At 40.5% G+C, this 19,113-nt stretch carries 18 protein-coding genes and 2 rRNA genes (1 of these 20 running past the window's edge); 8 read left to right on the top strand and 12 right to left on the bottom strand.

Annotated features, from left to right (window positions below; genetic code table 11):
- Nucleotides 1-9: 9 nt before the first annotated feature.
- The 4 genes from narQ to INQ00_RS03955 form a co-directional block, all read right to left on the bottom strand.
- Nucleotides 10-1,713: a nitrate/nitrite two-component system sensor histidine kinase NarQ gene (gene narQ, locus INQ00_RS03970; protein ID WP_197547363.1), complete on the bottom strand. Its 1,704-nt coding sequence runs from the start codon at nucleotides 1,711-1,713 to the stop codon at nucleotides 10-12.
- Between the two features lie 133 nt (nucleotides 1,714-1,846).
- Nucleotides 1,847-3,061: an MFS transporter gene (locus tag INQ00_RS03965; RefSeq protein WP_197547362.1), complete on the bottom strand. Its 1,215-nt coding sequence runs from the start codon at nucleotides 3,059-3,061 to the stop codon at nucleotides 1,847-1,849.
- Between the two features lie 142 nt (nucleotides 3,062-3,203).
- Nucleotides 3,204-3,356, bottom strand: a complete 153-nt coding sequence (locus tag INQ00_RS03960) for a DUF1232 domain-containing protein (RefSeq protein WP_005696968.1) — start codon at nucleotides 3,354-3,356, stop codon at nucleotides 3,204-3,206.
- A gap of 35 nt (nucleotides 3,357-3,391) precedes the next feature.
- Nucleotides 3,392-3,652: a YfhL family 4Fe-4S dicluster ferredoxin gene (locus INQ00_RS03955; RefSeq protein WP_014064693.1), complete on the bottom strand. Its 261-nt coding sequence runs from the start codon at nucleotides 3,650-3,652 to the stop codon at nucleotides 3,392-3,394.
- A 75-nt stretch (nucleotides 3,653-3,727) separates the two neighbouring features.
- Here INQ00_RS03955 and INQ00_RS03950 point away from each other — a divergent pair, with 75 nt between their 5' ends.
- The 5 genes from INQ00_RS03950 (at nucleotide 3,728) to INQ00_RS03930 (ending at nucleotide 9,227) form a co-directional block, all read left to right on the top strand.
- Nucleotides 3,728-4,441: a ribonuclease T2 family protein gene (locus INQ00_RS03950; RefSeq protein WP_197547361.1), complete on the top strand. Its 714-nt coding sequence runs from the start codon at nucleotides 3,728-3,730 to the stop codon at nucleotides 4,439-4,441.
- Between the two features lie 98 nt (nucleotides 4,442-4,539).
- Nucleotides 4,540-5,700, top strand: coding sequence for a phosphoglycerate kinase (gene pgk / locus INQ00_RS03945; protein WP_005696971.1), 1,161 nt, complete (start codon nucleotides 4,540-4,542; stop codon nucleotides 5,698-5,700).
- Between the two features lie 92 nt (nucleotides 5,701-5,792).
- Nucleotides 5,793-6,872, top strand: coding sequence for a class II fructose-bisphosphate aldolase (gene fbaA / locus INQ00_RS03940; RefSeq protein ID WP_197547360.1), 1,080 nt, complete (start codon nucleotides 5,793-5,795; stop codon nucleotides 6,870-6,872).
- 340 nt (nucleotides 6,873-7,212) lie between these two features.
- Nucleotides 7,213-8,199, top strand: a complete 987-nt coding sequence (locus INQ00_RS03935; protein ID WP_232086618.1) for an O-antigen ligase family protein — start codon at nucleotides 7,213-7,215, stop codon at nucleotides 8,197-8,199.
- Entirely contained in the window at nucleotides 8,196-9,227 is a 1,032-nt protein-coding gene (locus INQ00_RS03930; protein WP_197547496.1) for a glycosyltransferase family 9 protein, read from the top strand. Before INQ00_RS03935 ends, INQ00_RS03930 begins: the two co-directional genes overlap by 4 nt.
- On the opposite strand, the gene yczE is transcribed toward INQ00_RS03930, so the two are convergent.
- Nucleotides 9,177-9,842 (bottom strand): membrane protein YczE, encoded by a 666-nt coding sequence (yczE, locus tag INQ00_RS03925; RefSeq protein WP_197547358.1) that lies wholly within the window; start codon nucleotides 9,840-9,842, stop codon nucleotides 9,177-9,179. The genes INQ00_RS03930 and yczE overlap by 51 nt on opposite strands.
- A gap of 190 nt (nucleotides 9,843-10,032) precedes the next feature.
- Between yczE and INQ00_RS03920 the strand changes: the two genes are divergently transcribed.
- Nucleotides 10,033-11,574 (top strand): YjjI family glycine radical enzyme, encoded by a 1,542-nt coding sequence (locus tag INQ00_RS03920; RefSeq protein WP_197547357.1) that lies wholly within the window; start codon nucleotides 10,033-10,035, stop codon nucleotides 11,572-11,574.
- 43 nt (nucleotides 11,575-11,617) lie between these two features.
- Here the strand turns inward: INQ00_RS03920 and recQ are convergent, their stop codons facing one another.
- On the bottom strand, nucleotides 11,618-13,483 hold the full coding sequence (gene recQ, locus INQ00_RS03915; protein ID WP_197547356.1) for a DNA helicase RecQ: 1,866 nt from the start codon (nucleotides 13,481-13,483) through the stop codon (nucleotides 11,618-11,620).
- On the bottom strand, nucleotides 13,483-13,788 hold the full coding sequence (gene cyaY / locus INQ00_RS03910) for an iron donor protein CyaY (protein WP_197547355.1): 306 nt from the start codon (nucleotides 13,786-13,788) through the stop codon (nucleotides 13,483-13,485). The genes recQ and cyaY overlap by 1 nt, the downstream gene beginning before the upstream one ends.
- Nucleotides 13,789-13,883: 95 nt before the next feature.
- Between cyaY and lptM the strand changes: the two genes are divergently transcribed.
- Entirely contained in the window at nucleotides 13,884-14,009 is a 126-nt protein-coding gene (gene lptM / locus INQ00_RS09745) for an LPS translocon maturation chaperone LptM (RefSeq protein ID WP_005696979.1), read from the top strand.
- Nucleotides 14,010-14,036: 27 nt separating this feature from the next.
- Nucleotides 14,037-15,287: a diaminopimelate decarboxylase gene (gene lysA / locus INQ00_RS03905; protein WP_197547354.1), complete on the top strand. Its 1,251-nt coding sequence runs from the start codon at nucleotides 14,037-14,039 to the stop codon at nucleotides 15,285-15,287.
- A gap of 52 nt (nucleotides 15,288-15,339) precedes the next feature.
- Here the strand turns inward: lysA and hemN are convergent, their stop codons facing one another.
- The 5 genes from hemN to INQ00_RS03880 form a co-directional block, all read right to left on the bottom strand.
- Complete coding sequence (hemN, locus tag INQ00_RS03900; RefSeq protein ID WP_197547353.1) at nucleotides 15,340-16,707, bottom strand: oxygen-independent coproporphyrinogen III oxidase; 1,368 nt, start codon at nucleotides 16,705-16,707, stop codon at nucleotides 15,340-15,342.
- The gene (locus INQ00_RS03895) at nucleotides 16,707-17,150 is read right to left on the bottom strand and encodes a DUF2489 domain-containing protein (RefSeq protein WP_197547352.1); all 444 of its coding nucleotides are present in this window, start codon (nucleotides 17,148-17,150) and stop codon (nucleotides 16,707-16,709) included. Before INQ00_RS03895 ends, hemN begins: the two co-directional genes overlap by 1 nt.
- A 5-nt stretch (nucleotides 17,151-17,155) precedes the next feature.
- The gene (gene yihI, locus INQ00_RS03890) at nucleotides 17,156-17,713 is read right to left on the bottom strand and encodes a Der GTPase-activating protein YihI (RefSeq protein WP_049368284.1); all 558 of its coding nucleotides are present in this window, start codon (nucleotides 17,711-17,713) and stop codon (nucleotides 17,156-17,158) included.
- A 180-nt stretch (nucleotides 17,714-17,893) separates the two neighbouring features.
- Nucleotides 17,894-18,009, bottom strand: a 5S ribosomal RNA gene (rrf, locus tag INQ00_RS03885).
- Nucleotides 18,010-18,158: 149 nt separating this feature from the next.
- Nucleotides 18,159-19,113, bottom strand: a 23S ribosomal RNA gene (locus tag INQ00_RS03880) (it continues 1,945 nt past the right edge of the window).

The raw sequence follows: 19,113 nt of genomic DNA, 5'->3' as shown, positions 1-19,113 counted from the left end.
TAACTTTCCTTAAAAAAATGTGTGAGGAAGCGTGATTTTTACTTGCGTACCACCTTGCTCCCTTTTTGAAATTGTAAGCTGAGCATTTAATTGGCGACTGCGTTCAGTCATGATATTTAAACCATAATGCCCTTCTGGCTCATCTAACGTTGGAATCCCCACGCCATTATCTTGCACAAGAATTTCGTATTCCCCTTCTGCATTGATATGCGCTTTCACCTCAATCAACGTACCTTTTGAGTGTTTGATCGCATTCAACGTTGCTTCACGCACAATTTGCAGAACGTGCACTAATTCTTGTGGATTTAAACTTTGCGATGGCAAACTGCAGTCCACAGTCATTTGCATCTTCGTTTGCGAACGCAAGCTTTCGATAACTTGCTCCAAAGCAACCTGTAGGTTGGCTTCTTGTACCGTTAAACGGAAGGTCGCTAATAATTCTCGTAATTGAGAATAACCATCTGATAAAGCTTGTTCAAATTCTCTAATGATCGCAATGCTTTTCTCTTTTGATTCCTCGTCTTCTTTCTTCAAATTATGCTTTAATAGCGTTAATTGAATTTGTAAGAAAGACAGCACTTGCGCCAATGAGTCATGTAATTCTCTCGCAATAATTGACCGCTCTTCCATCAATAAGAGTTGCTCTTGCTGGCGTTGCGTTTTGTGTGAATACAACGCTTTTGCCACCATTTGCCCTAAGTTTTTCATCATGCGTGGATCAGGACAAGGCAAACCGGCTTGCCACGAGAGCACCGCCAAGTTTTCATTTTCAATGGAAAGTTCTTCGACTTGAAGTGATTGTTTAGGATCTTTTTGACCAAAAGAAATTTCCCAATGTTCTGAGCCGAAAATTTCTAACTCAATGTAGCGTAAATGTTCGCTGACACGAATATGATTGAGCACTTGGCTGAGAATTTTATCATTAATCTTCGTGGGCGTAAGTAACTGTGAGCTTTGATAAAGTGTTGTTAAAGAGCGGTTGGTTTGACGCAACTTTTGCGTTTGCTCATTTACCGCATCTTCTAAACGCGAATAAAGTCGCCCTAACTCAGAAGACATTTGCGTAAACACTTTCGCTAAAATACCCAGTTCATTATTGCTTTCTGTATCAAGTTGAATATGGTTAAACTGCCCCATTTGCACTTGCATACTGGCTTTGGTCATCTGCTCTAAAGGCTTCACGACTTCGCGCTTCATATACCAAATGACATAAGACACCATCGCAAGGATCAATAGCATTGAAACACATAGCACAGAAACCGCACTAATCCATTTTTGTTCAGCAAAGCGTTGCAATTCCAACACAAAATCATCGACATCTTGTACATAACTTTTCAGTTCAGCATGATATTTTTCGATTTGATGTGCACGAGCGAAATCGGACATCACTGCCCAGCGTTTTAGAATTTTTTGATAGGATTCCCTCACCCCTGAAGGTGCGAAAAGCTGATTCTGCACAGAAAGCAAGGCCTCTGCATTGAGGCTACGTTGATAACGCACCAGATTCTGTTCGACTGTATCCGGCGAACGTTCCATTTCCGTTAATAGTCGATAACTTTGCATACGCAAAGAACCGGAGATATTAATGGCTTCCGCATCCGATTTATTGCTTGCCATCACGAGTAAACTCAACGAGCTAATAATGCCCATGAAGATAATGACCACAAATAAATATTTAGCAATACGGGTAGAAACTGAACGTTTAGCGTACACGATAATTCTTCAAAATTGGAAAAAGTGACCATAGTTTAGCACAAAGTGCGGTTAAAATTGGCTGATTTTTCACAAATAAAAAACATCGGTTTTAACCCCGATGTTTTCAAAAAGTTGAATTTTTTGACCGCACTTAGCTCAATTCTTTGCCTTTTAATTCTGGCACTAAGAAGACCGTCGCCACCATGTCGATGACATAAATCACCGCCAAGAAAGCAATTGCAATACTGAATGAGTACGCAGAGACAATCGCTCCGACAACAACTGGTCCAAAACCACCAACAGCACGACCTAAGTTAAACAACACATTTTGTGCCGTTGCTCGTGCTTCTGTCGGATAGGCTTCAGCCATTAATGCACCATAACCGCCCATCATGCCGTTGACGAACATCCCCAAGAAGGCACCAGCCACCAACATCGCGGTTGGGTCAGTTAATTGAGAGTAAGTGATGATACTGATCACAGCACCAAGTTGGAATAATAAGAAACTTGGTTTACGTCCGATTCTATCGGCTAAGCGACCAAAAATCCAAATCCCTGCCATCATGCCGCATACCGTAACAGCCGTCCATAAACCTGATTTCGTTAAACTAAAGCCAAGTTGTTTAGATAAGAAGTTTGGCATCCAAATCATAATGCCGTAGTAACCGAAGTTTTGTACAGACGTTAAAACCACTATACCAAGGCTTACTTTTGTAGTTGCTTTATCTTTTACTAAGAGTTGGAAAGATTCCAGTTTCGATATTTTTTGGGTTGAAAGTTCGGTCTGTTTTTGTGAGAAAATTTCAGGTTCGTGTAAACGGGTACGTAAATACCAGGCCACAAATGCCGGGAAGATACCCACTACGAACATGCCGCGCCAGCCGATATGTGGAAGCAATACAGGGGTGAATAAAGCGGCGGCTAACACACCAACTTGCCAACCTAATGCTACGTAAGACGCGGCTTTTGCGCGGTGTTTTGCAGGCCAAGCTTCAATGGCTAATGCCATACCAATACCAAATTCACCGCCCAAACCGATACCCGCGATGGTACGATAAATTAATAAATCCCAATAGCCTTGTGCGATTGCACATAAACCGGTAAATACGGCGAAGAGGACGATTGTCCAAGTCAGCACGCGTACACGGCCATAACGATCGCTTAATGCACCAAATAAAATACCGCCCACCACGGCACCAATAAGTGTCCAGGTGACTAATGAGCCAGATTGTGCAGGAGTTAAATTAAGATCTGCCGAAATGGCACTAAGCATAAATCCAAGAATAAGAAGATCGAATCCATCCATCGCGTAGCCGACAGCTGATCCAACCAAGGCTTTCCAGCCATATTGATTGACGTTTGTCATGATTGAGGTCCCTTTTGCTACTCACGGGTAGCGTTTAAAGTGAAATGATGAGGAAAGAAATTTTCCGACGCGTAGTTTAGAGAAATTAAAGGAATTTTGCAAGAATAAGAAAAGCAAAGTGCGGTTGATTTTATTCAAGTTTTTATTTTTTCAATAAAATTCGAATTAATAAGGCAATGGCAGCCGCATCATCGACTAAACCTAATGGGCCAAGCACCGCTTCAGGCAAAATATCAATGGGACTGAACAGATAAATCAGAATGATGGCGATTTTAATTAACTTCGTTTTATTCATAGTCATTGGACGAAAAGAAAAAGATCAGGTAAATTCTACAACTTATCCGAATGGTGAATCATCACAAAACGTTCCCAAAGCTGCTCTTCGCTTTCTTGGTGCTCAGGATCTGGCTTGATGCAGTTTGTGATCGGGCAAACTTTTTGGCAAGTTGGCGTGTCATAATGACCAACACATTCCGTACAAAGTACAGGATCGATCACATAGATCTCCTCGCCGATTGAAATTGCTTCATTCGGACATTCGGGGAGACACATATCGCAGTTTGTGCATTTATTTGTGATCAGTAACGCCATACCATTCCTTTATATGAGAAAGCGGCGAATTATAGCCGACAAAAGCAAAATTGACAAAATTTAAACAGGATTTTTATGAAAAAACAGGCTTCCACTCTTTCCCTTATTGCCCTTGCCGCATTTAGTATTTGGCAATATTTCACTGAACACAAAAAAGACACCAAACCCGCCCCAACAACCACACAACAACAAAGTCAAAGTGCGGTCAAAAATACCAAAGATTTTGGTAATTATGATGTCATCATGCGTGATGATGCTATTGGTCAAAACAAGAATGCCCCTGTTGATTATTATATGCTGGCTTTATCTTGGTCGCCTGCATTCTGTGAAAAACAACGTGCACAATATGGCAATAATTTACCTGATTCAGCGCAATATCAATGTAGCACAAAAAATCAATTTGGCTGGGTAGTGCATGGCTTATGGCCTCAAAATGCGAATGCGCGCTCTGTTACAGATCACCCTCGTTTTTGTAAAGGTGATTTAGCGCCTCTTCCAATTGAAACACTCGAACCTTACCTTTCAATCTCGCCAGGCGCAAAATTATTGCAAGGCGAATGGGAAAAACACGGCAGCTGCGCTTTTGATTCAGCGGAAGCTTATTTCAAACAAGAGAAAGCATTATTTGAATCACTCTCCTTGCCAAACGAACAATTAAGCCGTAAAGAATTATTTCAATGGATGAAGCAAAATAATCCGCAATTAAAAGGCGCTTATTTAGGTGCTAGCCATAACGAATTATTTATTTGCTACGATCGCCAATGGCAAGTAATCGATTGCCCTAAATAAGCATAATTCGCTTTTTTATTTGATCTACATCGTTACAACCTAGTAAGAACTAGGTATAATGTCCCCGTTTAATTTTAACTAACCCAAGAGGAGAGCTTATGTCAGTAATCAAAATGACCGACTTAGATTTAAAAGGTAAACGTGTATTTATTCGCGCAGACTTAAACGTACCGGTAAAAGATGGCAAAGTGACATCTGATGCGCGTATTCGTGCGACTATCCCGACGTTAAAACTGGCTTTAGAGAAAGGCGCAAAAGTGATGGTTACCTCTCACTTAGGTCGTCCAACTGAAGGTGAATTCAAACCTGAAGATTCTTTACAACCAGTTGTTGATTACTTAAAAGACGCAGGTTTCAATGTGCGTTTAGTGCAAGACTACTTAAACGGTGTAGATGTTAAAGAAGGCGAAATCGTTGTTTTAGAAAACGTACGTGTAAACAAAGGTGAGAAGAAAAACGATCCTGAATTAGGTAAAAAATATGCCGCACTTTGCGATGTATTCGTGATGGATGCATTCGGTACCGCTCACCGTGCGCAAGCATCAACTTACGGTGTAGCAGAGTTTGCACCAGTTGCTTGTGCAGGTCCATTATTAGCGGCTGAGTTAGATGCATTAGGTAAAGCATTGAAAGAACCTGCTCGTCCAATGGTTGCTATCGTAGGCGGTTCAAAAGTTTCCACTAAATTAGAAGTATTAAACTCTCTTTCAAAAATTGCTGACCAAATTATCGTGGGTGGTGGTATTGCGAATACTTTCATCGCAGCAGCAGGCCACAATGTGGGTAAATCTTTATATGAAGCAGATTTAATCCCTGTAGCAAAAGAATTAGCAGCAAGCACTGACATTCCAGTACCAGTTGATGTACGTGTAGGTACTGAATTCTCTGAAACTGCACCTGCAACAGAAAAATCAGTGACCGAAGTGAAAGATGATGAATCTATCTTCGATATCGGTGACAAATCTGCAGAACAATTAGCAGAAATCATCAAAAATGCAAAAACTGTTTTATGGAATGGTCCAGTTGGCGTGTTTGAGTTCCCTAACTTCCGTAAAGGGACTGAAATCATTTCTCACGCGATTGCAAACAGCGATGCATTCTCTATCGCTGGTGGTGGTGATACTTTAGCAGCTATCGATTTATTCGGTATTGCAGATAAAATCTCTTATATATCTACCGGTGGCGGTGCATTCTTAGAATTCGTTGAAGGTAAAGTATTACCTGCAGTAGAAATTCTTGAAAAACGTGCGAACGGTTAATTAAATGGCTTCTATCCCCTCTGCACAGAGGGGATAAATATTGATTCTTCAAACGGAGGGATTTGTCCTCCAAAACAAAAGGAAACACAACTATGGCTAAATTATTAGATATCGTAAAACCTGGCGTAGTAACAGGTGAAGATGTTCAAAAAATCTTTGCTTATGCCAAAGCAAACAACTTCGCGATCCCAGCAGTAAACTGCGTGGGCTCTGACTCCGTAAACGCTGTATTGGAAACCGCTGCACGTGTGAAAGCACCAGTAATTATCCAATTCTCAAACGGTGGTGCAGCTTTCTACGCAGGTAAAGGTATCAAACCAACAAGCGGTGCACGTCCAGACGTTTTAGGTGCAATCGCAGGTGCAAAACACGTTCATACTTTAGCCAAAGAATACGGTGTTCCAGTTATTCTTCATACTGACCACGCGGCGAAAAAATTACTTCCATGGATCGATGGCTTACTTGAAGCTGGTGAAAAACACTTTGCAGAAACTGGTCGTCCATTATTCTCTTCTCACATGCTTGACTTATCTGAAGAGCCTATGGAAGAAAACATGGCAATTTGCCGTGAATACCTTGCTCGTATGGATAAATTAGGCATGACCCTTGAAATCGAAATCGGTATCACCGGTGGTGAAGAAGATGGCGTGGATAACTCAGATGTAGATGAATCTCGTTTATATACCCAACCATCTGATGTGCTTTATGTTTACGACCAATTAAACCCTGTAAGCCCTAACTTTACCGTTGCTGCTGCATTCGGTAACGTACACGGTGTTTACAAACCAGGTAACGTAAAATTAAAACCATCTATTTTAGGTGCATCACAAGAGTTCGTTGCAAAAGAACGTAATCTACCAGCAAAACCAATCAACTTCGTTTTCCACGGTGGTTCAGGTTCTAGCCGTGAAGAAATCCGCGAAGCGATTAGCTATGGTGCGATCAAAATGAATATCGATACTGATACTCAATGGGCTGCATGGAATGGTATCTTAAACTTCTATAAAGCAAATGAAGCTTATCTTCAAGGTCAATTAGGTAACCCTGAAGGCCCTGATGTACCAAACAAAAAATACTACGACCCACGTGTTTGGTTACGTAAAATGGAAGAATCAATGTCTAAACGCTTAGAACAATCTTTCGAAGACTTAAACTGCGTTGATGTTTTATAATCCATAAAAATAGACTAAAATGAAACCGTACTTTGTTAGTGCGGTTTTTTATTTTACATAATCTAAACATCGGCCATTATCTATGCAAATAACAAAACAAAATTGGTTAGCCACCCTAATAAACTTTGCGGTAACGCTTTTCTTTCTTTCGATATTTATTGTCAAAGGTGGATATAATGCTGCGCCTGCTCTATTGATGTTAATCGGTTTAGGTTATGGCGTTTATGCTTTGATCAAGAGACCACTTTTAAACTTATCGAAAGTTGATAAATGGTTAATTTATAGCTACCTTTTTTATTTTCTTACATTTGTACTTTCCCTCTGCATTAACGGGGGAAAAATGCGTGATCTAGATACGGCAAGTCGCGTTATTTTCTTAATTCCTGTTTTACTTTTATTATTAAAATATCCCATCAAAACCTGTGTATTGAGTTACGCTATCCCCCTTGGTGGTATTGTTTCTGTCTGCATCGCGCTTTATGATAAATTTATCTTGAATCTACGTCCCGAGCAAAACCCTCGAATTATGCATATTCAAGGTGGTGATATTTCGATGTCATTAGGCATTTTGAGCCTAATTATTGCTCTCTATGCCCATCAGAAAAAAGACGTAAAATTGACCGCTCTTAGTGTGATTGGTGCTTTATGTGGCATCGTAGGAAGTTTGCTTTCTACCGCTCGTGGAGGATGGGTTGCATTACCGATCTTACTTATTGTTATCCTTTGGATTTATCGCCATTCTCTTTCAAAACGTTTTTTCCTGACTTTCTTTGGAATCATTGCCGTAGCAAGCGTTGGCATTAGCCAAATGCCCAATAACCGAATTATGGAACGGATTGACGTTGCACGAAAAGATATCCAACTTTACTTGGATAACAATGATGGCAATACTTCTCTAGGTGCGCGTTTTGAAATGTGGAAAAGCGCACTGGAAATGGTAAAAGAAAAACCCCTATTTGGCTGGGGCATTCAAGGGGCAACAGAAAAACGTAAACAAGAAACAAAAGAAAAAATTGCCACAGGTAACATTGGGCAATTTACTCATGCTCATAACCAATATTTAGATGACCTATCCAAACGAGGAATTGTTGGGTTGTTCGCCTTGCTTGCTGTTTTATTTATCCCTCTACGTAGCTTTATGAAAAACCTGAAAACAGCAAATAATGAGATCAAGCTAATTGCAACGTTAGGCATTGCCCATATTTTATCTGTGATGATCTATGGTTTAAGCCAAGGTTTCTTGGTACATAATTCAGGTACCATTTTTTACTTTTTCTTAACGATTGTGTTTTATACCGCAATACAAACACGGCAAAAGGCAGAATAATGAAAATTTTAGTCATTCGTAACGATAAACTGGGTGATTTTGTTCAGGCGTTTCCGGCTTTTGCGATGTTGAAAGCCTCAAATCCCGAGCTAAAACTGACCGCACTTGTGCCAGCTTATACCGCCCCATTGGCTCAAATTTGTCCCTATTTAGATGATGTCATCATTGATAGTGCCAAGAACGACAAAGCGGATTTTACTCGTCTTGTTAAAGAAATCAAAGAGCAGCAATTTGATGGCATGATTAGTTTCTTTTCCAATACCCATAACGGTAAATTAGCTTGGAAAAGTGGGATTCCTTATCGTCTTGCACCCGCAACAAAATGGGTGCAAATCCTTTATAACCATCGTTTGACACAACGCCGCTCACGCTCAGAAAAATCTGAAGCAGAATACAATCAAGATCTGGCTCGGGCGTTCTTAAAGAAACACAACATGCCAATTGTGGAACCTAAACCACCTTATCTTTCACTTCCTGAAAGTGCGGTTAAAAATCAACGTGTTTTTCTTCAAGAGCAATTAGGCTTATCGGCAGATAAAAAATGGGTATTTGTGCATAGCGGAACAGGTGGTTCAGCAACAAGTCTCTCATTGTCGCAATATGCTCAATTGATACAAGGCTTATTAAGCGAATTTGATTGTCAGATTATCTTAACGGCAGGACCAGGTGAAAGTGAAAAAGCCCATGAGTTAGCAGCAAAAATCGATAGCCAAAATGTGGTTGTTTACGATAAGAATAAAGGATTAGTTGACTTTGCACACTCTCTGGCTTGTGCGGATTTATTCATTGCGGGATCTACTGGACCATTACATTTAAGCAGTGCATTCAATGTGCCAACGATTGGATTCTATCCAAACAGTCGCTCATCTCAGCCTCGTCGTTGGAAACCGATTAACGATGCTGACAAACACCTTGCTTTCTGCCCGCCAAAAGGGAAAGACGAAATGAACTTAGGTTTGATTTCTATTGATGATGCCTTAGTGGACATTATCCCCTTCGTGCGGGAAATGTGGCAAGCGGGCAATTGAGTTTAAGCATAACTGCACAATCCAACCTATTGCGGCGGCAAAAACAACGGTACCAATTCCAACTGTGCCGCCGAGCATATAACCTAACACACAAACCGACACTTCAAGGATTGTTCTCACAATCCCCACTTTTAAATGAAGTCGTTGACAAAGCCCCACCATTAAACCATCCCGCGGGCCTGCCCCCTGATGACAGGTTAAATACAATGCCGTCCCTAATCCATAAAGCAAAATCCCAATTCCACCGAATAAAATTCGGCTAAAAAATGCGGTTTGTTCTGGCACAATTTTCGTGGTTAAGCCAAGGAAAAAGGCAATCACAATAATATTCAGAATGGTGCCAAGCCCAAGCCTTAATTTGAGGGGAATCCAGGCTAACATCACCAAACAGCTAATCCAAAATGATGACCAACCGATACTCACCTTAGCTTGTAATGCCACACCTTGAGAAAGCACAGTCCAAGGTGAAGAACCCAAATTAGCGAGCACAATCAAGCCATCTCCAATGCCCAGTATTGCCAATGCAAATAAGAGCATCGACATCGTTTTACCTTCGACTGACCATAGCGATTTGGCTGCCCAACTGGTGTGAGGAATCACCCGTGCTTTTTTCATATTATTCCCATTTATATTTAACGCCGACATCATAATGGTAAACCTGATAAAACCCAAACATTTTAACGTCATATGATATAACCGAATTGACTGATAAATATCATAAATGTGATGCAGATCACATTGTCAAAATTGTCATCACTCATTCACTGACTTAAAATAAACTACCCTTTTTAATCAGGACATTATTATGCTTGCATCTCTTCAAGATATTTTGGATACCGTAAAATCCAACACGCTCACCTATCAACAAAAACTCATGTGTTTAGGCAATATCGCCGAGCGATTATTTGATCCTCGTGAATTATTAGGTTACACAGATGAAGAATGGCAATTCCTTCAAAATCAAATGATCTGTGATTTAAATGAAGGCTATGCGATTTATCGTCCTCGCTATATTTTGCCGGATTACAATGTGTATATTAAAAAAGGCTGTGAATTCCTTGAATTGCCAGCGCCAAAAGATCTTGATGAAGCATTAGATGGCTTATTGATTTTATATTCTCACGTGCCATCAATTACCACATTCCCGGTTTACATTGGGCGCTTAGACATGCTACTTGACCCGTTTATTACCGATGAAGAACAAGACTACATCAAAATTAAACGTTTCTTGAATCATGTAGATAAAACCGTGCCAGATTCATTCTGTCATGCCAATATTGGGCCTTATGACACCAAAGCAGGGCGTTTGATTTTAAAAGCGGTGATTGAGTTGGAAGCGCCAACACCAAATATGACCATTCGTTACGATAAGAGTAAAACAACTCGTGAATTTGCAGAATTAGCAGCAAAAGCGTGCTTATTGGTTTCTAAACCGTCTTTTGCCAATGATGCTTACTACATTTCTGACTTAGGCGAACAATATGGTATTGCAAGCTGCTATAACGCACTGCCTGAATGCGGCGGAGCCTATACCCTCACTCGTTTGCGCTTAGGTACTATCGCGCGCGCCTGTAAAACTGTGGATGAAATGGTCAATGAACTTTTACCTCGCGTAGCAAAATGTGCGCTCTCCACTATGGATAAACGCCATAAATTTGTCGTGGAAGAAAGCAACTTCTTCAATACCTCATTTCTCGAAAAAGAAGGTTTTATCAAACGCACTAATTTTACAGGGATGTTTGCTATTGTTGGTCTCTCTGATGCAGCAAATCATTTATTGCAACAAGAAGGATTAAATGAAACCTTTGGTAAAAGCCAACGCGGTGATGAAATTGCGACCTTAATTATGGATAAATTGAAAGAAGTCACGGATAACCATGAAGGCGTGTATGCTGAACGCACGGGCAACCGTTATTTATTACATGCGCAAGTGGGTGCAAGCAATCATGAAGAAGATAAACGTAATGCGCCTGCGCATCGTATTCGTGTGGGTGAAGAACCAACATTATTAGCTCACTTAAAACAATCTGCACCATTCCATAAGTACTTCCCATCAGGTACGGGAGATTTGTTTGCCTTTGACCAAACCTATGTGGATCATTTAGATGCCGTCGTTGATATTATAGATGGTTCATTTGCACAAGGTTACCGCTATATCACCACTTACCTTAAAAACACCGATTTGATTCGTGTAACGGGTTATTTGGTGAAGAAAAGCGAAGTGGAAAAATACCGTAAAGGTGAAGTAGCATTGCGTGATACCACTTGGTATGGTTCGGGTACCGATGATTGTGCACAAGTCTTTGACCGTCAATTACGCGATGAACAAGATGTAAGTGCAAGCTAGAAAAAAAGTGCGGTCGAAAAATTCTTTGTTTTTTTGACCGCACTTATTCTTTTTCTGCCTTTTCTAAAATTGCTTTGTGCTCTCGAATCAATGCCATAAACGGCTGCCCAAAGCGTTCCAATTTGATCGCACCCACCCCATTAATTTGTAACATTTCAATATTACTTGTTGGCATATATTGTGCCATTTCCTGTAACGTTGCATCGTTAAAGACAATATAAGGTGGAATATTTTCTTTATCCGCAAGTTGCTTCCTTAAGAAACGCAAACGAGCAAACAGATCTTTATCGTAATTTGCCACCGTATTTTTATGAGACGTATGCACAATTTTATTAATGGATGAAATGCGCGGCATCGCCAATTCAAGCGGCACTTCGCCTTTTAAAACAGGGCGAGCGCTTTCTGTGAGCTGAAGCGTTGCACTATTAAACTCACCGATCACTTGTTGAATAAAACCCAGATGAATCAGTTGGCGAATCACAGATTGCCAATGTTCTTTGCTTTTATCTTTACCAATGCCATAAACACTTAACTTATCATGTTGGCGTTCTACAATTTTTTGATTATGCATCCCTCGCAATACCGCAATCACATATTGCACACCGAAACATTGACCCACACGATAAATCGTCGACATCACTTTTTGCGCATCAATTAAGCCATCATATTTCTTTGGCGGGTCAAGACAAATATCGCAGTTTTGACAAGGCGTTTGACGATATTCACCAAAATAATTGAGTAACACTAAACGACGACAAGTCTGACTTTCAGCAAATTCACCAATGGCTTCCAATTTATGTTGCTCAATTTGACGTTGTGGCGTCTCTGGCTTTTCAAGCAGAATTTTCTGTAACCAAGCATAATCAGCCGGTTCGTAGAAAAGTACCGCTTCCGCAGGTAAATCATCTCGCCCCGCACGACCGGTCTCTTGGTAATATGATTCAATGCTTCTCGGCAAATCAAAATGGGCGACAAAACGCACATTAGATTTATTAATGCCCATGCCAAACGCAATCGTCGCAACTACAATTTGAACATTGTCTCGTTGGAAATCTTGCTGAACGCGTTCGCGTAGTGCAGTTTCCATTCCCGCATGATACGCCGCAGCCGACACGCCTTTATTTCGCAAAGTTTCGGCTATACGTTCCACTTTCGAGCGACTATTGCAATACACAATGCCACTTTTGCCTTTTTGAGCTAACACAAAACGCGTAAGCTGCTCCATCGGCTTAAACTTTTCTTCCAACGTATAACGAATATTCGGACGGTCAAAACTGCCAATGTATTTATGAGGATTGTCTAATTTAAGATGAGTGAGAATATCCTGTCTTGTCGCGTAGTCCGCTGTCGCCGTTAATGCCATAATTGGCGCATTTGGAAACGATGCTTTTAAGCCGCCAAGTTGGGTATATTCAGGGCGAAAATCATGACCCCACTGTGAAATACAATGTGCTTCATCAATGGCAATAAAGGAAATTTGAGCATAAGAAATCAGCTGAAAAAAGCTGTTTGTCATCACTTTTTCAGGCGAAACATACAATAATTTTAATTGGCCAGAAATCAGCTTATTTTCAACTTGCTGTTGTTGTTCTGGCGTCTGACTAGAGTTTAGAAAATCGGCTTCAATGCCGTTTGCTTGTAGTTGATCCACCTGATCTTTCATTAAAGAAATCAAAGGCGAAATCACTAATGTGAGACCAGGAAAACAAAGTGCTGGGATTTGATAACACAAGGACTTGCCATTTCCTGTGGCCATCACTACTAAGGTATCCTGACCGCTTAACGCAGCATGAATCACTTCTTCCTGCCCTTTGCGGAAAGATTGGTAACCAAAAACAGACCGCAACGTATGAAGTGCGGTCGTTTTTAAATCTGTTTTTTGCGGGGCAAGTTCCGCGAGTTCGGTCATCAGAATGTTACCGTTTCTCCGTGAGCGGCAACAGCCTTGGTTAAACAATCCCAAAAGCGTTTGCCATCATTTGCCACCCAATCATTGTTTTTATAGGAAAAATGAAATCCACCCAAGCGGCTCGCAAGCCAAAGCTCAAGAAGCGGTTCTTGCTTATTGATAACGATTTGTGAGCGGTCATCAAATGTGATCGTGAATACCGAACCTTGTGTCTCGCAATCCACATCGCAATCTTGATTCTCTAACGCTTCTTCAATTTTTTGCCAAACTTGTTCAATATTTTGGTGAAATTCTGCAACATTCATAAAATTTTCCGATTAAATCTGATAGAATGCCGTGAATTATAAAGCCTTTCGTCTCGTTGGCAAAGGCAGATTTTACTTATTAGAGAGATTGAAAAATGAAAAAATTACTTTCTATTTTGTTATTAGGTGCATTCTGTACTTTGGCTACAGGTTGTGGTGTAAAAGGGCCATTATACTTTCCTGAAAAAGAACAACCACAAAACACGCAAAAAACACAATAAAAACTGACCGCACTTAAAGGATTCCTCATGGATTTTTTCCAATATAAAAACGAGCAACTTTATGTTGAAGATTTGCCCGTCAAACAACTTGCTGAAGAATTTGGCACACCGCTTTATATTTATTCTCGTGCCACGCTTGAGCGCCATTGGCATGCCTTTGATTCAGCCTTAGGAGATCATCCGCACTTGATTTGCTATGCCGTAAAAGCCAACTCCAATATTGGTATATTAAATGTAATGGCAAAATTAGGCTCAGGCTTTGATATTGTTTCACAGGGTGAATTAGAACGCGTATTGGCAGCAGGTGGGGATGCATCAAAAGTGGTCTTTTCCGGCGTAGCAAAATCTCGTGCAGAAATTATGCGAGCATTAGAAGTAGGCATTCGTTGTTTTAATGTGGAATCTATTGCGGAATTACATCATATCAACCAAATTGCGGGTGAAATGGGGAAAATTGCGCCTATTTCTTTACGCGTAAACCCCGATGTCGATGCCCATACACATCCTTACATTTCTACTGGATTAAAAGAAAATAAATTTGGTGTGAGCGTAGATGAAGCGCTTGAAGTATATAAATTAGCAGCTACCTTACCTCATGTAAAAATTACCGGTATGGATTGCCATATTGGCTCTCAACTGACTGAATTACAACCCTTCTTAGATGCAACGGATCGCCTTATTCGTTTAATAGAACAGTTAAAAGAAGATGGCATCATGTTAAAACACTTAGATCTCGGTGGCGGTTTAGGCGTAACTTATACTGATGAAACACCGCCACATCCCAGTGATTATGCCGCAGCGTTACTGAATAAATTAAAAGGCTATGAAAATCTCGAAATTATTCTAGAACCTGGTCGAGCAATCGCGGCTAATGCGGGGATTTTAGTGGCTAAAGTTCAATACCTAAAAAGTAATGAAAGCCGCAACTTCGCGATTACCGATACCGGCATGAACGACATGATTCGCCCAGCACTCTATGAAGCTTATATGAACATCATTGAAATTGACCGCACTTTAGAGCGTGAAAAAGCCATTTATGATGTTGTTGGCCCAGTATGTGAGACCTCTGATTTCTTAGGTAAACAGCGTGAGCTCGCCATTGCTGAAGGTGATTATATTGCTCAACGCTCTGCAGGAGCTTATGGTGCAAGCATGTCTTCAAACTACAATTCTCGTCCACGTACGGCAGAAGTGTTAGTGGATGGAGACAAAGCTCATTTAATACGTCGCAGAGAAAGTCTCAGTGAATTATGGGCATTAGAAAGCATCGCGAAATAAATAGATTGAAAGAAAAACGGTCAAGATATAAGTCTTGACCGTTTTTGTATGACTAAATAATTCGAGAGAATTGTTGTCGTTTTGCCGCTGCTCTTGAATAAGTATCAAAGCATAAGCAAATATTACGGATTAATAAACGACCTTTAGGTGAAACTTGTAAGCCTGTTTCTGTTTCAGAAATTAATCCATCTTCAAGTAATGGCTGTAATAACTGTAAATCTTCAGCAAAGTGCTTTTTGAAATCAATATTATATTGTTTTTCAATTGGTGCAAAATCAAGCTTAAAGTTACAAATCAATTGCTTAATCACATCACGACGTAAGCAATCTTCTTCTGTCATCGCTAAACCTTTATGCAGTGCAATACCTGAATTTTCTACATCATGATAATAATGTTTCAATTCTTTTTGGTTTTGAGCATATGTATCACCTAATAAACTAATAGCTGATACACCTAAACCGAGCAAATCACATTCTTCCTGAGTGGTATAGCCTTGGAAATTTCGGTGTAAGACACCTTTCTCTTGAGCAATCGCTAATTCATCATCGGGTTTAGCAAAGTGATCCATACCGATAAACTTATAACCAGCATTGCCTAAGGTTTCGATCGTTTTCTGTAAGATTTCTAATTTTGTTTCCGGTGCCGGTAATTGATCTTCTTTAATTTTTGCTTGTCCCGCAAATCGACTTGGTAAATGAGCATAGTTAAAGATACTTAAACGATCTGGATTTAATTCAATCACTTTATGTAATGTAAACATAAAGCTTTCCACATTTTGAAGTGGCAATCCATAAATTAAATCAAGATTCGTTGATTGAAAACCTAACTCACGAGCACGAACAAGTAATGCATTCACAAACTCTTCATCTTGTTCACGGTTTACTGCTTTTTGAACCGCTTTATTGAAATCTTGTACGCCCATACTGATTCGGTTAAAACCAATATTGCGTAAATGATCAAGCATGTCGAGTTCAATCTCACGTGGGTCCATTTCAATACTGACTTCTGCATTATCCGCAATCGTAAAATGGTCTTTAAGCATCTTCATCAAACGAGCAGATTGTTCCTCTGTCAAATAAGTCGGTGTACCACCGCCCCAATGCACTTGAGTCGCAACACGATTTTTGAATAATTCTGAGCGCACTTTGATTTCTTTTTCAAGGTAATCAAGATAAATATCCGCCTTATGTTGATGACGAGTAATCACCTTATTACAGCCACAGAAATAGCAAAGTTTGTGACAAAACGGAATGTGTACGTAAAGGGAAAGTGGTCTTTCCGGATAACGATTAGCCGCTGCAATAAAATCTTCGTTTGTGTAACTTTCATTAAATTCTAATGCAGTTGGATAAGATGTATAACGAGGTCCTGATTGATTATATTTTTGAATTAACGCAAGATCCCAAATAATTTCAGACATTAAACTTCCCCAAATTTCTCTACGTCATTTAAAAACTGACGTAACTCCAACATAATTTCTTCTTCAAATTTTGCTTCTGCACTTTCTCGCTCAAGATCGAGTTTCATTCTTTCTTTTTTTAACAATACTTTCCGAGCTTCATGCGTAGGCATTTCTTTCACAATATTATAAAGTGCATGCATCGCTTGATACGGCTGCAAAGATTGTCCAAAAGGGAGTAAAAGCATTGATAAACGAATCACCCCTTCTGAATGGTTACAATCTCCATTTTGCATCGCTTTAGCGATAATTACCATACTCTCTTTTAGGCGTTTTGTACGTGCTATTTTAGCCTGTTTGATGAGAGTGTTTTGCTCGCGTAACTTCCTAAGTAATTTGAAAGCATAGAATGATACGCCAGCAATAATTCCCAAAGCAATAATACTTAAAATAATCGGCCACATGACAATTATCTGAATTGGTTGATATCAATCTTCTCGAAGGTTCGATAGAGGTCATCCTCTGTCTCTTCTTCATCTTGAATACCTAATTCTTCCATTAACTGAGCAATACGATCTAAGCATTCATCCACAAATTGTTGATCAGCTTTACTAATTGTTTTGCCTTCATCTAAGGCATCCAACAATTCATTTAGAATTTCATTATTTTCTAAACGTTCTAACTCAACTTCAGGCGCAAGTTTTTTCGGTTCTTTGACTACTGGAATTGTCATCCCTTTCTCAGGTTTATTCACAAATTCAACAATCAGTGGAACCTTTTTACGACTGCCTATACGCGGATCTTTTTGTTCAACAACTTGATTATGCTTATTTTGCTCAGCGTTACTATGACGAGAACCCGATGCTAAACCTTTATGTTTACGTTTTTTCTTATCTTCTCTTGCTTTAGCATCTAATTCATAACGTGTTAATTTCTTACCTGATAGCTTCGGGGCTTCAGGTTTCTTATCCGATTTACGAATTGGCATAATATCGCTAATTTTACGACTTTTCTTTTTACGAGCCATTTGTGTTATTTATCCTATAAAAAATTTTGGTGATTGTACCATTCCACCTCTATTTTCTCATTAAAAGATTTAAACATCTTTTAATAAAACTATTCTGCTTTTGACCGCACTTTAATTTTATTAAACTCCAATCTAAAAACAAAAACCCCAAGCCATTCAGCTCGGGGTTCTATATTCACTACCTGGCGGTGTCCTACTCTCACATGGGGAAGCCCCACACTACCATCGGCGCATCGGCGTTTCACTTCTGAGTTCGGTATGGGGTCAGGTGGGACCACCGCTCTATCGCCGCCAGGATTATTCCTTTAATAACTTTTCTATTTCTCTCTGCTCCACTATCTCTAGCGCTCACAACCAAACAAGCTGATTAACCTTCAATACTTTCTCTTTATTCTCTGAGTCTCGTCTTTGTATCATTACAACACCCAAAACCCTTGAGCGTTGTATAGTTAAGCCTCTCGGGCAATTAGTACATGTTAGCTCAACGGTTCGCACCGCTTACACACCATGCCTATCTACGTCTTAGTCTTAAACAACCCTTACAGATTTTAAATCTGGGAGAACTCATCTCTTGGCAAGTTTCGTGCTTAGATGCTTTCAGCACTTATCTCTTCCGCACTTAGCTACCCGGCAATGCGTCTGGCGACACAACCGGAACACCAGTGGTGCGTCCACTCCGGTCCTCTCGTACTAGGAGCAGCCCCAACCAATTCTCCAACGCCCACGGCAGATAGGGACCGAACTGTCTCACGACGTTCTAAACCCAGCTCGCGTACCACTTTAAATGGCGAACAGCCATACCCTTGGGACCTACTTCAGCCCCAGGATGTGATGAGCCGACATCGAGGTGCCAAACACCGCCGTCGATATGAACTCTTGGGCGGTATCAGCCTGTTATCCCCGGAGTACCTTTTATCCGTTGAGCGATGGCCCTTCCATTCAGAACCACCGGATCACTATGACCTACTTTCGTACCTGCTCGACTTGTCTGTCTCGCAGTTAAGCTTGCTTATACCATTGCACTAACCTGACGATGTCCGACCGTCATTAGCAAACCTTCGTGCTCCTCCGTTACTCTTTGGGAGGAGACCGCCCCAGTCAAACTACCCACCAGACACTGTCCGAGACCACGTTTCGTAATCTTCGTTAGAACATCAAACGTTAAAGGGTGGTATTTCAAGGACGCCTCCACAATCACTGGCGTGACTGCTTCTAAGGCTCCCACCTATCCTACACATCAAAATTCAATGTTCAGTGTCAAGCTATAGTAAAGGTTCACGGGGTCTTTCCGTCTAGCCGCGGGTACACCGCATCTTCACGGCGATTTCAATTTCACTGAGTCTCGGGTGGAGACAGCCTGGCCATCATTATGCCATTCGTGCAGGTCGGAACTTACCCGA

It is taken from the genome of Haemophilus parainfluenzae (assembly GCF_014931275.1).
GTDB lineage: Bacteria > Pseudomonadota > Gammaproteobacteria > Enterobacterales > Pasteurellaceae > Haemophilus_D.
Note: the sequence above shows the minus strand (reverse complement) of the source record. Positions and strands in the feature narration are given on the sequence as shown.